This window comes from Acidaminococcus timonensis, assembly GCF_900106585.1.
Classification (GTDB): Bacteria; Bacillota; Negativicutes; order Acidaminococcales; family Acidaminococcaceae; genus Acidaminococcus; species Acidaminococcus timonensis.
Genome location: NZ_FNWH01000005.1, coordinates 354,734 through 369,748 on the forward strand (window position 1 = coordinate 354,734; position 15,015 = coordinate 369,748).

15 protein-coding genes are annotated in these 15,015 nt (G+C 57.7%); 3 read left to right on the forward strand and 12 right to left on the reverse strand.

Features of this window, described 5'->3' with window-relative positions; all coding sequences use genetic code 11:
• Nucleotides 1-50: 50 nt before the first annotated feature.
• Nucleotides 51-965, reverse strand: coding sequence for a LysR family transcriptional regulator (locus BQ5462_RS03625; protein WP_071142052.1), 915 nt, complete (start codon nt 963-965; stop codon nt 51-53).
• 113 nt (nt 966-1,078) lie between these two features.
• On the opposite strand from BQ5462_RS03625, the gene BQ5462_RS03630 reads away from it, so the two are divergent.
• Nucleotides 1,079-2,131, forward strand: coding sequence for an AbrB family transcriptional regulator (locus BQ5462_RS03630; protein WP_071142053.1), 1,053 nt, complete (start codon nt 1,079-1,081; stop codon nt 2,129-2,131).
• Nucleotides 2,132-2,175: 44 nt separating this feature from the next.
• On the opposite strand, the gene BQ5462_RS03635 is transcribed toward BQ5462_RS03630, so the two are convergent.
• The 11 genes from BQ5462_RS03635 to BQ5462_RS03685 form a co-directional block, all read right to left on the reverse strand.
• Nucleotides 2,176-3,471: an O-acetylhomoserine aminocarboxypropyltransferase/cysteine synthase family protein gene (locus BQ5462_RS03635; RefSeq protein ID WP_071142054.1), complete on the reverse strand. Its 1,296-nt coding sequence runs from the start codon at nt 3,469-3,471 to the stop codon at nt 2,176-2,178.
• A gap of 182 nt (nt 3,472-3,653) precedes the next feature.
• Complete coding sequence (locus BQ5462_RS03640; protein WP_071142055.1) at nt 3,654-4,529, reverse strand: DMT family transporter; 876 nt, start codon at nt 4,527-4,529, stop codon at nt 3,654-3,656.
• A gap of 12 nt (nt 4,530-4,541) precedes the next feature.
• Nucleotides 4,542-5,696, reverse strand: a complete 1,155-nt coding sequence (locus BQ5462_RS03645; RefSeq protein WP_071142056.1) for a DNA polymerase IV — start codon at nt 5,694-5,696, stop codon at nt 4,542-4,544.
• A gap of 56 nt (nt 5,697-5,752) precedes the next feature.
• Complete coding sequence (locus tag BQ5462_RS03650) at nt 5,753-6,313, reverse strand: manganese efflux pump MntP (protein WP_071142057.1); 561 nt, start codon at nt 6,311-6,313, stop codon at nt 5,753-5,755.
• Nucleotides 6,310-6,618, reverse strand: coding sequence for a hypothetical protein (locus tag BQ5462_RS03655; RefSeq protein ID WP_071142058.1), 309 nt, complete (start codon nt 6,616-6,618; stop codon nt 6,310-6,312). Before BQ5462_RS03655 ends, BQ5462_RS03650 begins: the two co-directional genes overlap by 4 nt.
• A 102-nt stretch (nt 6,619-6,720) precedes the next feature.
• A complete protein-coding gene (locus BQ5462_RS03660; protein ID WP_071142059.1) occupies nt 6,721-7,956 on the reverse strand; it encodes a M24 family metallopeptidase in 1,236 nt (411 codons plus the stop codon).
• 231 nt (nt 7,957-8,187) lie between these two features.
• Nucleotides 8,188-9,528, reverse strand: coding sequence for an adenosylmethionine--8-amino-7-oxononanoate transaminase (gene bioA / locus BQ5462_RS03665; RefSeq protein WP_071142060.1), 1,341 nt, complete (start codon nt 9,526-9,528; stop codon nt 8,188-8,190).
• 12 nt (nt 9,529-9,540) lie between these two features.
• Nucleotides 9,541-10,227, reverse strand: coding sequence for a dethiobiotin synthase (gene bioD / locus BQ5462_RS03670; RefSeq protein WP_071142061.1), 687 nt, complete (start codon nt 10,225-10,227; stop codon nt 9,541-9,543).
• Between the two features lie 207 nt (nt 10,228-10,434).
• Nucleotides 10,435-10,974 carry a biotin transporter BioY gene (locus tag BQ5462_RS03675; protein ID WP_071142062.1) on the reverse strand — a complete coding sequence of 180 codons (540 nt, stop codon included), beginning with the start codon at nt 10,972-10,974 and terminating at the stop codon, nt 10,435-10,437.
• A 475-nt stretch (nt 10,975-11,449) separates the two neighbouring features.
• Complete coding sequence (locus BQ5462_RS03680; RefSeq protein ID WP_071142063.1) at nt 11,450-11,716, reverse strand: DUF1653 domain-containing protein; 267 nt, start codon at nt 11,714-11,716, stop codon at nt 11,450-11,452.
• A gap of 58 nt (nt 11,717-11,774) precedes the next feature.
• On the reverse strand, nt 11,775-12,656 hold the full coding sequence (locus BQ5462_RS03685) for a DMT family transporter (protein ID WP_071142064.1): 882 nt from the start codon (nt 12,654-12,656) through the stop codon (nt 11,775-11,777).
• Nucleotides 12,657-12,843: 187 nt separating this feature from the next.
• Here BQ5462_RS03685 and BQ5462_RS03690 point away from each other — a divergent pair, with 187 nt between their 5' ends.
• Both BQ5462_RS03690 and BQ5462_RS03695 read left to right on the forward strand, forming a co-directional pair.
• The gene (locus tag BQ5462_RS03690) at nt 12,844-14,016 is read left to right on the forward strand and encodes an iron-containing alcohol dehydrogenase (RefSeq protein WP_071142065.1); all 1,173 of its coding nucleotides are present in this window, start codon (nt 12,844-12,846) and stop codon (nt 14,014-14,016) included.
• Between the two features lie 29 nt (nt 14,017-14,045).
• Nucleotides 14,046-14,999, forward strand: coding sequence for a LysR family transcriptional regulator (locus BQ5462_RS03695; RefSeq protein ID WP_071142066.1), 954 nt, complete (start codon nt 14,046-14,048; stop codon nt 14,997-14,999).
• Nucleotides 15,000-15,015 lie beyond the last annotated feature (16 nt).

Below are 15,015 nucleotides of genomic sequence, written 5' to 3' on the forward strand. Positions count from 1 at the left end.
CTGGTTTTATTGTACCACAGGGAAGTGAAAGGAAGCAGGTACAGGATGGCCTATTTCCCTGTCACGTTGCTGCGGATCAGCCGGGCCAGGGCCTCCATGGCCCGTGTCTGGTAGGCACCCCTGCGGCGGGCCAGATACAGCGTCCGGCGCAGGGGAAATGCCGGCAGCTGATAGAACACAGCCCGGTTCTTTTTCCGCAGGATCTGCAGGGCCATGCGGGGGATCAGTGCGAATCCCTGGTTGGCCAGGACCAGCCGATGGGACAGGGTCACACTGTCCGTTTCCAGGATCACCCGGGGATGCAGCCCCGCTTCCCGAAACAGGGAATCTGCCTGGAACCGCATACCCCGCCCCGGCTTCAATAAGATGAAGGGCATATGCTCCAGCAGGGATACATCCGGCAGCACATTGGTGCTGCCATAGGACCAGTTCCCCTGCTTTTCATAAAAGAAAGCCGGCGCCTCCAGATAGATGGGATCCGTCAGAAGGGGCTGGTACTCCAGTTCCGGATCCGTGTTCTCATAAGTCAGGGAAAGGTCCAGCTTTCCCTGGCGAAGCAGGGGATTCAGTTCCCGGATCCAGGTTTCCGTCAGCTGCAGTTCCACCTGAGGATATTGTTTCCGGAACTGTTCCAGGATCACCGGCAGCAGCACTTCGCTGGAAATTCGGGAAAGTCCCAGCCGGACCTGGCCCGTATGGGAATCCCGGATATCGTGGATTTCCCGCTGTCCTTCCTGATAGGCCGCCAGGACCTGTCGGGCGGATCGGGCATAGATTTCCCCTGCCTGGGTCAGATAAACCCCGCCGGCCTCCCGTACCAGCAGGGGCAGTCCCGCCTCCTGTTCCAGTTCCCGGATGATCCGGCTCAGGGCCGGCTGGGCCAGCTCCAGTTTCCGGGCCGCCGCCGTGATATTTTTTTCTTCACAGACGGTCAGGAAATACCGCAGGTATTTTTCGTGGAACATGATATTCTGCCTCCCATATCATTTTTGTTATAGCGCTATTATACTATTAAGATTTTACAGCATGGCAGGGATTTTTTATAATAGAAGGGAATTTGCTGGAGAGGAGCGTTTCCATGAAAAAAATCACTGCATTCCTGACAGCCGCCCTGATCGGGTTCTTTCTGCGGCAGCTGGGTATCCCAATTCCCTATATGCTGGGCGGCATCCTGACCGGATTCGTCCTCAGCGCTTTCCTGGACAGCTCCTTCCACTGGCCCAGGCAGTGGCGCAATGCCATGCTGGGAGTGGCCGGCTATGGCATCGGCAGCAACTGCACCCCTGAAACATTTGTCAAACTGAGCCAGGAAACCCTGGGCATCTTCGGTGCCTCCCTCTTCACCCTGGCGGTGTCCGTGGCCGTGGCCATCTACATGCACCGGCATACCTTCGCCAATCTGCTCAGCTCCATTATGGGCTGCCTGCCCGGCGGCCTAACTGCCATGACGGTCCTGATGGAAGATTATGAAGAAGCGGACCAGAATGTAGTGGTGGTATCCCAATGCCTCCGTCTATTCGTAGTGGAAGTCAGTGTCCCGTTCCTGGCGGTGAATCTGTTCGGCGGCCAGGTCATCCGCCTGACCGGCCCCAGCCTGTGGGACACCAGCGTGGCGGATTTCCTGAGCCTGTTCCATCCGGGCTGGCTGCTGGTTTTCCCCCTGGCGCTGGGAGGCCGATACCTGGCAAAGAAGGGCCACATGCCCACCAGCCAGCTGCTGGGGCCCATTATCGCCACAGCCCTGTTTGCCTGCTGGCAGGGCGGCGTATCCCGGATCCCGGCGCCGGCCATGGCGTTCGCCCAGCTCCACATCGGCCTGTACATCGGCACCATGCTGGATCGGGACAAACTGCTGAAGACAAAGACGCTGATTCCCAACATTTTGATCGGTTCCCTGCTGATGGTGATCTCCAGCGCCCTTCTTTCCCTGTTCCTGTCCCGGCTCTACGGATTCACCACCCTGACGGCCTTCCTGGCCCTGGCTCCCGGCGGTATCGCCGAGATGTGCCTGTCCGGCCTGGAGATGCAGCAGGACGTGGCCGTGATCCTGACCTACCAGCTGGTGCGGGTCCTGATCCTGGCTCTGGGGGTCCCCTTTGCCATCCGAAAAGTATTCAAGCCTGCAAAATAAAAAATGGCTGTCGCTCCACGCGACAGCCATTTTTTATTTTACAATCAATCCAGGGCCGCAAAAGCCTGTTTCAGATCGTCGATGATATCATCGATATGTTCCGTACCGATGGACAACCGGATGGTGGCCGGTGTAATGCCGGAAGCAGCCAGTTCTTCTTCATTCATCTGAGAATGGGTGGTGGAAGCCGGATGGATGACCAGGCTCTTCACATCAGCCACATTGGCCAGCAGGGAGAAGATCTTCAGATGATCGATGAATTTCCGGGCTGCTTCTGCGCCGCCCTTGATTTCAAAGGTGAAGATGGAGATCCCGCCGTTGGGGAAATATTTCTTGTACAGTTCATGATCCGGATGATTGGGCAGGGAGGGATGGTTGACCTTGGCCACATGGGGATCCTTCGCCAGGAAATCAACAACCTTCAGGGCATTCTCCACATGCCGTTCCACCCTCAGAGACAGGGTTTCCAGGCCCTGCAGCAGCAGGAAGGCGTTGAAGGGAGAGATGGTGGCACCCGTATCCCGCAGGATCAGGGTCCGGATGTAGGTTACATAAGCGGCCGCGCCCACGTCCTTGGCGAAGCTGATGCCATGGTAGCTGGGGTTGGGGTCTACCAGCCAGGGGAACCGGCCGGAAGCCACCCAGTCGAATTTACCGCTGTCGATGATCACGCCGCCCAGGGTAGTACCGTGGCCGCCGATGAATTTCGTGGCAGAATGGACTACCACGTCAGCCCCATGTTCGAAGGGACGCAGCAGGTACGGGGTGGCGAAGGTGCTGTCCACCACCAGAGGGATATTGTGCTTGTGAGCAATTTCTGCTACTGCATCGATGTCGATCAGGTTGGCGTTGGGGTTGCCCACGGATTCAATGTAGATGGCCTGGGTGTTTTCCTTTACGGCATCTTCGAATACATGGACGCCCTGGGTGGGATCCACGAACGTGGTTTCAATGCCGAAATCCGGGAAGGTATGTTCGAACAGGTTGTAGGTACCGCCGTACACGGTGGTGGCGCAGACAATGTGCTGACCGGCATGGACCAGAGCCTGCATGGCGTAGGTCACTGCAGCGGCGCCGCTGGCCGTAGCCAGAGCTGCCACGCCGCCTTCCAGGGCAGCGATCCGTTGTTCGAAGACGTCTTCCGTAGGGTTGGTCAGACGGCCGTATACGTTGCCGGCGTCCTTCAGGGCGAACCGATCAGCGGCGTGCTGGCTGTTGCGGAATACGTAAGAAGTGGTTTGGTAAATGGGGACTGCACGGGCATCCGTGGCGGGATCCGGTTGTTCCTGGCCCACATGGAGCTGCAGGGTCTCAAAATGGTACTTTTTTTCTTCGCTCATTGTCTTTGCCTCCCAAATTCAGAACGGTTTTAATTACCTGTACTTCACTATGAATTAAATTATAGGGATATGTTTCTGTTTTGTCAACAGTTTTTGATACAAAAATCCAGGGATTTTTCAACTGTCTGTTGCCTTTCTATGAGGGGATGTCCATTTCTTTGAGAAACCTGCCCCCTGCAGTCCTATTTCCGGGCCAGCAGGACCACCATGGTGATGATGCACAGGGCCCCGATGCTTTCGGCCACTCCGATGTGATTCCCCAGGAACAGGATGGAGAAGAAATAGGCGGAAAGGGGTTCAAAAGCCGCCAGGGTTCCGGTCTCCGAAGCCGGGATGTACCGGGTGCTTTCCAGGTAGACCGTATAGGCCACCAGGGTCCCCAGCACAAACAGCACACCGAAGGACCAGAGAGTATCGAAGTTGAAGAGGGCTCCCTGTACATTGGGATGGACCAGCAGTTCCAGCAGCAGGGCATTGCCCAGACTGCCCCAGCCGATGATCAGGAAACAGCTGTAGCGCTGGAGCAGTTCCGCCGCATACAGGGTGTACCAGGCCATGCCAAAGGCTCCCAGGATGCCCCAGAACAGGGTTTCCGGCGAAACGGCCAGGACAGCCCCCTCTCCCCGGGTAGCAATCAGGGCCGTACCCAGGATGGCCAGCCCCACAGCCACCACTTCCCGCCGCCGGGGTCCCCGCTTCGCTTTCCACAGGGACATGACCAGCAGGATGGCCGGCATCAGGTACTGGAGCACCGTGGCCGTGGCCGCATTGCTGTAATAGATGGCCTTCACAAAAGGCACCTGCATGACAAACATGCCCAGCACGGTGAACTTCAGCATGAGCCAGGGATCCTTCCGCAGCGGTACCAGCAGCGGCTCTTTCTTGTAAAGGCAGAAGGCCAGGAAAAAAAGCCCGGTCAGGACCATCCGGGCAAAAAGGATGGCCTGCCAGGTGAAATGCTGATGGGTCATGAGATATTCCATGCAGTTGCTGCTGCTTCCCCACAGGGAAGCTCCCAGAAGGACCATCCCCATGCCGATTTTCCGATTCCGATCCACTGTCTTTCCTCCTTATCGTTCCAGGCTCTTCCCTTTATGGATGATGCCTTCCCCGAATCGCTGTTTCAATGCGTCCAGGACCTGGGCCCGCTTCCGTTCCCTGCCGCTGCCATCCAGATCCAGGGCCACACTGCCACCCTGTGTCAGGTGGCTGACGCTGACTCCCAGGAGCCGTACCGGTTCCCGCCAGCTTACCTGGTCCGCCAGCAGGCGGATCTGCTCCCGCAGCTCCTCGTCCAGCTGCACCGGTTCCTCCACAGTCCGGCTGCGGGTGATCAGCTGGAACCGGGCCGTCTTGATCTTCAGGGTCACCGTATACCCGCTGAGGCCATTGGCCCGCAGCCGCCAGCCCACCTGCTGGCACAGGTCCCACAGGGCTTCCAGGCAGGCTCTTTTCCCCATCAGGTCTTCCCCGAAGGTGGTTTCCTTGCCCAGGGATTTCCGCTGTTCATCAGGCACCACCGGGCGGTCATCCAGCCCCCGGGCCCGGTTGCGGATCTCCTGGGCCTGTTTGCCCAGAACGGGTTGCAGCAGGCTCACCGGACAGGCTGCCAGCTGGCCGATGGTCCGCAGCCCCAGATTCTCCAGGGCCGCCACGGACCGCCGGCCCAGGCCGAACACCCGGTCAAGGGGCAGGGGAGCGATGAAATCCGCCGCCTCCTCCTGGTGGATGATCACCAGCCCGTCCGGTTTCTGGAGGTCACTGGCCAGCTTGGCCAGGAATTTATTGGGAGCGATTCCCACGGAGGCCGTCAGACCCGTCTGCTGCCGGATCACCTGTTTGATTTTTTCTCCCAGGGTGGTTGCGTCCCCCACCAGGGCTTCCATCCCGGTGAGATCCAGAAAAGCTTCGTCAATGGACAAAGGCTCCACCACCGGAGAAAAAGCATGGAAGATGCCCCGGATTTGCCGGGACAGTTCCACATACCGGGGATACCGTCCCTGCACATAGATGGCCTGGGGACACAACCGCCGGGCGGTGGTCATGGGCATGGCCGAGTGGACTCCGAACTTCCGGGCCTCATAGGAACAGGTGGAGACCACGCCCCGGCCGGACAGACCGCCCACGATCACAGGCTTGCCCCGGTATTCCGGATGGTCCAGCTGTTCCACCGATGCAAAGAATGCATCCATGTCCACATGCATGATGATCCGCCTGCTGCCCATGGTTTCCTCCTTTTAAAAAAGAGGGTGCCATGGTGACACCCTCCTTTCCAGTCAATCTATCCCAGAAATCCGTAATGCTCCAGCACGGCCTTCAGGCCGATGAGGATCAGGACAATGCCCCCGCCGATTTCTGCTTTTTCCTTGCCCAGCATCCCGATCACTGAACCGCAGGCGCAGCCGACGAACGAGAAGCAAAACGTAATGGTCCCGATTTCCAGGACGGTGGGAAGGATGGCGATGTCCATGAAGGCAAAACCCACCCCCACACCCAGAGCATCCAGGCTGGTGGCCACCGCCAGGCCCAGCATGGTTTTCACCCCAGTGATCTTTTCCTGTTCCTGGTCCTCCCCGGCTTCCCCGATCATGTTCCAGCCGATGTAGGCCAGGATTGCGAAAATGATCCAGTGGGAATAGGCAGATGCAGCCCTGGCAAAATGGCTTCCCAGTTCATATCCCAGGAAAGGCATCAATGCCTGGAACCCGCCGAACCAGAGTCCAAATACCACCCCGCCCTTCAGCCGTTCCCGGCCGCTCATCTTCAGCCCGCCGCACACAGAGACCGCAAAGGCATCCATGGAAAGGGACACGGCCAGCAGGAATAGGGTCAGTGCGTTCATTTCTGGATCCCCTGCAGGACGAAATAGGTCAGAAACCGCAGGACCCGCAGTTCCTTCTCGTTATGCCGCTTATCCTCGCTCATTTTTCCGAACACGGGCAGGGCTGTCTTCAGCATGGCTTTTGTAATGCCGTGCTGACGTACGCCGCCCTGGTTCACGCTCTTTTCGAATCCAGCCAGCACCTGCAGGGTCTGGCGCTTCTGGGCACCGGTGAGTTTGCCGTTGCTCAGGATCTGTTTTTTGATTACATCTTTCTGTTCCAGGAAATCCTGCTTGTCCAGCAGCCCGGTTTCTTCTGTTGCCATGGTTCTGTTACTCCCCTGTGCGGAACCCTCGGACCGCCTTTCCCAGGCCGCCCGTTTCCGCCGATTTGATTGTATCATTGTACCATTTTTGGTACGGGAAAATCAACGGACCACCCGCAGGGGCTGAGGCCCCCCTGTCAGACACACAGGGCCGTCCGGTCCGATCCGGTAGGTGTTCTCCGTACCCACCATACCCAGTTCCGGCAGGGCGATCTTGGGTTCCACCGCAAACACCATGTTTTCCTGGATTTTCTCCTTCACACCACTGGCGATCACCGGAGTCTCGTCCATGCACATCCCGATGCTGTGGCCCAGGAACCGGCCGCCGTTCATGAAAATCCCCTCATACCGGGGATCAAAGTCCGCCATGACCTGATCGTAAATATCTCCCAGGACTGCTCCCGGTTTCATCAGGGAAAGGGTCTTCTGCTCCAGGGAGAGGCAGTAATTATAGGCCCGGAGGATTTCCTCCTTTGCCGGATCCCGGTCCAGATCCCCATAATAGTACACCACCGTCTTGTCCGTATTGTACCCATCGAAGCCACAGGGAATGTCCAGGTACACCAGCCGTCCCTGTTTCAGCAGACGGAAGGCGGAGCCGATGCTCTGTACCGCCACACAGGTCCCGCCGGTCCCGCCAGGGCCGTCGAAGGCTGTGCGCACCAGGGCACTTTTGCCAAAGGAAGCCAGACCGATCACATCTTCACCCAGAGGCCGGTTGGTCCGTGCCACTCCCTGACTGCCCTTCAGCACCATGCGCAGATACAGCTGGATGGCCAGTTCTGCTTCGCTGATCCCTTCCTTCAGGAATACCGGGGCTTCCTGCATGAGCACGTCCCCGTGGATCCGGCCGCTGGTGGCCAGCAGGGCCAGTTCGTAGGGACTTTTCACGCTCCTCAGGTGTCCCAGGATGGGATCCAAATTCTTCCGGACTGCAAAAGGGAAATATTTGTGGAAGAACCGCAGCCACTCCAGAGAGGTGTGCTTTTCATCCAGATACACGGACCTGGGCAGATCCTCCCCGTAGAACTGGGCAGCCTGCCGATAGCTGTGCATGGGCAGGATCTGGGTGGAAGGCAGCAGGGATTCGTTCCGGGCCCGTTCCAGGCTGCGCCGCACCCACAGGATGGCATCCTGGGGACGTACCAGGAAGGCCCCCTCCTGCATGGTGCCTGTAAAGTAATACATATCCAGCTTATCGCTGACCACCGCCATCTGCCAGTCCGGATCCGCTTCCGTAAGGGATGCCCGCAGCCGTTCCAGACGGCCCTGGAGTTCCTCCAGAGGGACCCGCCGCAGATCTTCGCTGACCAGGATATCATGTTCCAAAAAAGCCATGGTTCATTACCTCCGCTTGTAGTTTTCTCCGCAGGTACACAGTGTACCACGAAAAAGGAGCTGCTGCACGTTTTTCATGCAACAGCTCCTGACGGGTTGATTCTCATGGGCTCCCCACCCCGGAGGGACGGGGCAGAACGAAATCATGGCTCACTTGATTCGATGGCATTATTATAGGCCCCCGGACAGGTTATGTCAACCATTGTTTTTAACGGGTTAACCATTCACCAGTCACGACTCCCGTAAAACTTCACCCAGCACCTCCATCGCCTGTGTCAGTTCCTCCTTCGCAATGGTCAGCGGCGGATTGAAATACAGCACATCTCCCAGGGGCCGCAGCACCAGTCCCCTGGCCAGCGCTTTTTGATACAGCTGATAGCCCAGCCGTTTTTCTGCGGGAAAGGGACGTTTGGATTTTCGGTCCGCCACCAGCTCCAGCGCATGGATCAGTCCAATGTGACGGATTTCCCCTATATGCTCATGCTTTCCGAACCGTCCTTCCATTTCCTTCGTCAGCCAGCGGGCCGTTTCCCGGGCTTTGAGCAGGATCTGCTGCTGTTCCAGAACGTCCAGTACCCCCAGGGCCGCTGCGCAGCCCAGAGGATTGCCTGCATAGGTATGGCTGTGGAGAAATGCCTTGTGGGTCCCATAATCATCGTAGAAGGCATCGTAGATTTCCTGGGTGGTCACCGTCAGGGACATGGGCAGATAGCCCCCTGTAAGGCCTTTGGAGAGACACATCACATCGGGCGTGATCCCGGCCTGCTCACAGGCAAACAGGGTCCCGGTGCGTCCAAATCCCGTAGCGATTTCATCGGCGATCAGCTTGACACCGTATCCGTCACACAGTTTCCGCAGCTTCTTCAAATACAGAGCCGGATAGATCCGCATGCCGGCACTGCCCTGGAGCAGCGGCTCCACGATCATGGCCGCCGCTTCCTTCCCATAACGGGCAAACGCCTCTTCCGCTTTGCCAAAACAGGGGCAGGTACAATCGTCCCTCTGCTTCCCATAGGGACAGCGATAGCAGTCCGGGGCCTCCACATGGATGGTCTCCATGAGCATGGGTTTGTACTTCAGGGAAAACAGGTCCATGCTGCCCACGGAAAGAGCCCCCACCGTCTCCCCATGGTAGCCTTCCGTCAGGCAGAGGAATTTTTGCCGTTCCGGATGACCGGTCTGCTGATGATACTGGAAGCATAGTTTCAGGGCTGCCTCCACAGCGGCCGATCCATTGTCGTGGAACTGGAATTTGCTGAGACCGGGAGGCACCAGCTTTTGCAATCGCCGGGCCAGGGTGATGGCCGGTTCATGGGTGAAATTGGCAAAAATCACATGTTCCAGTCTGTCCAGCTGGGCCTTGATCCGGGCATTCAGCACCGGATGGGTATGTCCCAGCAGATTGGCCCACCAGGAACTTACGATATCCAGATAGGCTTTTCCGTGGATGTCATAGAGCCAGCAGCCATGAGCATGATCGATGACCATGGGCGGCAGGGTTTCATAGTCCTTCATCTGGGAGCAGGGATGCCAGATCAGCTCCAGATCTTGTTGTTCCATGGATTGTTCCATATTTTCTCCTTTTCAGCGGTACAGCTGGATCAATTTTCCTGTTTCTACATCCAGTTCCTGATCTCCTGCCTGGATGCAGGCCAGTACCGGTACCTCCGTCAATCGTTCCGTCATGACCCGGTTGTCCTCCTGCATGGGGTCCCCGGGAACCCAGTGGTTGAAGAAGATGCCCCGCACCGGAATTTGCCGGCGGCGGAGATATTCCACTGTGAGCACCGTACTGTTGATGGTTCCCAGCCCTGCATGGGCCACGATCACACACCCCAGGCCCAATTCCCGGATCACATCCTCCAGCAGCAGCTTCTCCTGCCCATCCCAGCGCAGGGGGCACAGGATCCCGCCGCTGCCTTCCATGGTCAGGTAGTCATGCCGGGATTTTGCCCGGGCAAAGTCCCGGCGGATCCGGTCCATCTCCACCGGTACACCGGTGTGCCTGGCCGCCAGGTGGGGCGATACCGCCTCCTGATACACATACGTCACCAGATCCTCCAGGGGATCCTCCAGCCCGGCTGTCTCCTTCACCCAGGCCGCATCCCCCGGGATCAGGTTTCCCTGTCCATCCGGCTCCGCACCACTGAGAGCCCCTTTGTAATAGCCGGCATCCAGCCCGGCCTCCTTCAATTTTTTCACCAGCAGTCCGGTTACATACGTTTTCCCCACATCCGTTCCGGTACCGGTCACAAACAATGCTTTTCCCATATTCACCCGTTCCTTTCCTGAAAAGGTCCTGCCGGAAGCACCGTACCCCCCTATCCGCCCTTTTCAAGAGCGGCAGTGACAGTCTCCTGTTCGGATTCACAACGTACCCCCCATATCCGCCCTTTTCAAGGGCGGGGGACCATGCGGATGCATGGTGGTGGGTTCCGCGCAGCGGCCTCTTCCCTCTTTACTCTTCTTTCTCCACTTTCACTGTACCCAGATTCCCGCCCGATGGCAGCGCAGTCCCACCACCGTGGCGCCCAGGCACAGCAAAAAGTCCGGGACCACCTGCAGCACGCCGCAGATCCACAACGCTGCCCAGAACCCGATGGGAGCCTGGACCAGGTAATTGGAAGCCAGGTAGAAATACCCGATTCCCAGCACATAGACCACCGCCATACCGATCAGGGTAATGCCCAGGAGCCTCCGGAAGGTCACCGCTCCCTGTCTGGCCAGATGGCCGCAGACCCAGGCCTGTACCGTAAATCCCACCAGATAGCCGAAGGTGGGTTTCAGGATATAAGCCGGCCCGCCACCGGAGGCAAACACCGGGATCCCCACCAGCCCCATGAACACATAAGCCCCCACGGCCACTGCACCCAGCCGGGGTCCCAAAAGCAGTCCCGCCAGCAGGGTGAACAGGAACTGCAGGGTATACACATCGGACCCTACCGGGATCTGGATCAGAGCCCCCACGGCCACCAGAGCAATGAACAACCCGCACAACACCATTTCACGCAAACGCACAGCCTCACCTCCAAAAAATTTCAGACGATTGTACCATACAGGAAACAGCACTTTTATGTCAACCTAGTAATTCTGTATAGTTAACGTAACAAGTGTCCCCAAAAAGGGGGTGTGAAAAAATCACAGCCTCCCTTTTTCAGTGGCTGGTGGATAGTGAGTCATGGTTGGGAAAGAATTTTTTGCCCGCAGGGCAGATCGGTAAGCGGGTCGATCAGAGCGATCGGACCCCTACGGATTGGTACCGCACGTGGGTTGCGTAGGGATGACCCGTCAGGGGCATCCGTTCCCAGGTCTGGAAGCGGGTCGATCAGAGCAATCGAACCCTACGGCGTTGGGGGCCCAGCGATACCATACTCTCTCAGCCGGACGGGGTACCGCTGGCCGACCATGGAAGAAAAGTTGCTTCCAGGCGTGGAAAGGGAGACAAAAATAAAGCTGTGAAAAAATGAATCCTCATTTTTTCACAGCGTCTCCTTCACACCTTTTCAAACCGGTACTTCTGTTTCACGTCCGGATACTTCCTGTGGTCCACTTCACTGAGGAACATGGCCTCCGGCCGGGCATACAGCCCGAAATCCCCGTACAGGGCCTCGTAGATCATCAACGGTTCCCGGGTTTCTGAATGGATGGCCGTACCAATGACCCGGTACAGGTACCGGTTGGTCCGTTTCTCTTCCTCCGTCAGCCCTTCCCGCTTGAAATGCTGCACAAGATCTCCCGGATGGAACACTCTCTTTTCCATCGCTGCCTCCTTTCTATCCCCGGGTTCCCGAACGAACCCTGCGGCCGGGAATACGGCCTTATTTGCGGGTTCCCCTTTCCCCGCTGATCATGCCGCCCAATACCAGGCACACCCCGGCCAGCTGCAGTTCTGTAATGGGTTCCTGCAGCACGAACACACTCAGCAGCACTGCCACCACCGGATCCACGTAACTCAAAATGGCCGTTGTCTGGGCCGGCACCCGGGTCAGGCTGCCGAAATAGATGCCATAGGCCAGCCCGGTGTGGACCACCCCCAGCAGCAGCGTCAGCCCCCAGCCCAATCCTGTCATGGTATGGAAGTCCAGACTGCCGGATGCTCCGGAATAGACCAGCAGGAAGAGAGCCGCCGTCCCCAGCTGGACCGCCGTCTGTTCATAGGGATCCAGTCCGGTGAGGGTTTTGCTCAGGACGATGATGGCTGCATAGAAAAAGGCCCCCAGCAGGGCATATACCACCCCGCTGAAATCCCCTGGACCCCCGGTGGCGGTACTGCCCACCACCCCGGACACCAGCAGCATTCCGCCAATGGTGATGGCCGCACAGACCCGTTTCCGTCTCCCCAGGGTTTCATGGAATACCAGGGGTGCCGCCACCAGCATGAACACCGGTGCCATATAGTAGCACAGGGTCGCAATGGCCACCGTAGTGTGGTTGAAGGCTTCGAAGAAAAACACCCAGTCCAGCCCCAGCAGCAGCCCGCTGAGCAGCAGTTTGGGAGCCTGCTGCCCCAGGATCTTCCCATGGAAGGAGATGTGCTTTCCCTGCATGAGCACCACCATGGCCAGGCATCCCAGGGCCGCCCGCAGAAAAGCCAGGGGCACCGAGCCCAGAGGAATGTACCGGCGCACCAGCCCGATAGTTCCGAAGATCACCAAAGAAAGCAGCATGCGTCCTTTGGGCGAAAGAAAAGAAAATTCCATACCCAGCGTCCATCCTTTACAACAGATTGTCCATATTTTTTCATTATAGCATATGGATGGTGCCGGAAGCGACCCTTCCTGTATCCAACCCTGTTGTACGATGTTTGGTTCAGGGTTGTATGAACCTTTTCCCCCGATTTCCCGTTTCCATGGTACAATGGAAGAAAACCCTCAAGGAGGCATCCCCATGAAAGACTTCGTGTATGATATCCCCACCAAGGTCTATTTCGGCAAGACGGCCCTCAACCATGTGGGCGAAGAACTGTCCCGGTTCGGCCACAAGGTACTGCTGGTCTACGGCGGCGGTTCCATCAAACGCACCGGCCTGTATGACAGGCTGATTGCCCAGTTCAAAGCCTGCCGGCTGGATTGGGTGGAACTGCCCGGCATCGAACCCAATCCCAGGATCCAGTCCGTGCGTCAGGGCGCGGCTCTCTGCAAAAAGCAGGGCTGTGATATGGTGCTGGCCGCAGGCGGCGGCTCCTGTATGGATGCGGGCAAATTCATTGCCGCCGGAGCCTGTGTGGATTTCGACCCCTGGGATTTCATCTCGAAGCATCTTCCTCTGACAAAAGCCCTGCCCATCCTGACCATCCCCACCATGGCCGCCACCGGCTCCGAAATGAATCCGACTGTTGTCATCAGCAATATGGAAACCCGCCAGAAACTTGGCTGTTCCTCTCCTGCACTGCGCCCCAAAGTCTCCTTCCTGGATCCGGAGCTGACGGTTTCGGTCAGCCGGTATCAGACGGCCTGCGGCTCTGCTGACATCCTGTCCCACATTATGGAAACCTACTTCAACCCGGGCGAAGGCATGTTCATGCTGGATTCTGTCATGGAAGGCCTCATGAAGACCGTATTGAAATACGCCCCCATAGCCCTGGAGCATCCCGACGATTACGAAGCCCGGGCCAATCTGATGTGGGCATCCACCTGGGCCATCAACGGCTTCACCCGAACCTGCCAGAATCATGTGTGGGCCTGCCACGGCCTGGAACACGAGCTGTCCGCCCTCTACGATATCACCCATGGGCTGGGGCTGGCCATTGTTACGCCCCGGTTCCTGGAATACTGCCTGGACGAAAGCAATGTAAGCCGGTATGTGCGGTTCGGTGTCAATGTATTCGGCCTGGATCCCCGCCAGGAGCCCATGACCATCGCCCAGCAGAGCATCCGGAAGCTGGCCGATTTCTTCTATAAAGACCTGGGACTCACCTCCACCCTTACAGAACTGGGCATCCGGAAAGAAGATTTCCCTCTCATGGCCCAAAAGGCCTGCGAAGCCAAGGGCGGAGAAATCAAAGGCTTCAAGACCCTGCACCAGCAGGATATCATCCAGATCTACAAAATGTGCTTGTAAAACAGCCGCTGCCAACCCGGGAGGTTCCCATGGATACCAACAATCTTCGATATTTTGCCGCCGTGGCCCAATATGGCTCCATTACCCGGGCCGCCAAAGCCATGTACATTTCCCAGCCCCAGCTCAGCCACATCATCAAACAACTGGAAAGAGAAATGGGCATGACCCTGTTCCGCCGCACCAGCCAGGGAACCTGTCTGACCATGGACGGTCAGCGGATCCTGTCCCACTGCCGGATCATCCTGCAGGAACTGGACCAGCTGCAGAACCTGACCAGCAGCCGAAAGCAGGATGCCGGCTGCCTGAATGTAAGCATGACCCGGTTCTCCCACACCGCCCAGTGCTTCAATGAAATCTGCCGCCGGTACCAGGATGTGGACCGCTTTTCCAATCACCTGTGTGAAGCGGCGCCCCTGGATGTGATTTCCCAGGTGAAAAGCGGCTATTCCAATGTGGGCGTCATCCATATGACCACCGCCCGGAAAGATCTGGAGTCCTATTTTGCTCTCCAGGGTCTCCAGTTCATCCCCCTGGCTTCCTTTTCCCCCTATGTGTGCCTGTCCGCCGAGCACGAGCTGATCCGGCGCTTCGGCCGCAGGGGGATCCATTTCCAGGATCTCCGGGACTACGGATTTGTCCGCTATATTGGCCAGTACGAGGATTTCATTTACCATATCAGTACAGAAAAGGGGCCCATCGATCTGAATGAGACCCGCAAGATCATCTATGTCAATGACCGGCAGGAACAAATGGCCCTCCTTTCCCGGACCAATTTTTTCACAGTGGGGATCATGGAGTTCCAGGGGCAGGACTCTCTGTACAAAGTGGTTTCCATCCCGTTGCTGGGCTGCAGTGAGCATCTCCGGTTCGGTGTCCTGCTCAATCAGGGCGCCATGCTCTCCCGCATGGAAACGGACTTCATCCAGCTCCTGCGGGAGTGCTTTGCCCAATTGCAGAAGGAGGGTGACTCATTGGCATCATAGATGGCCCCTATGTATA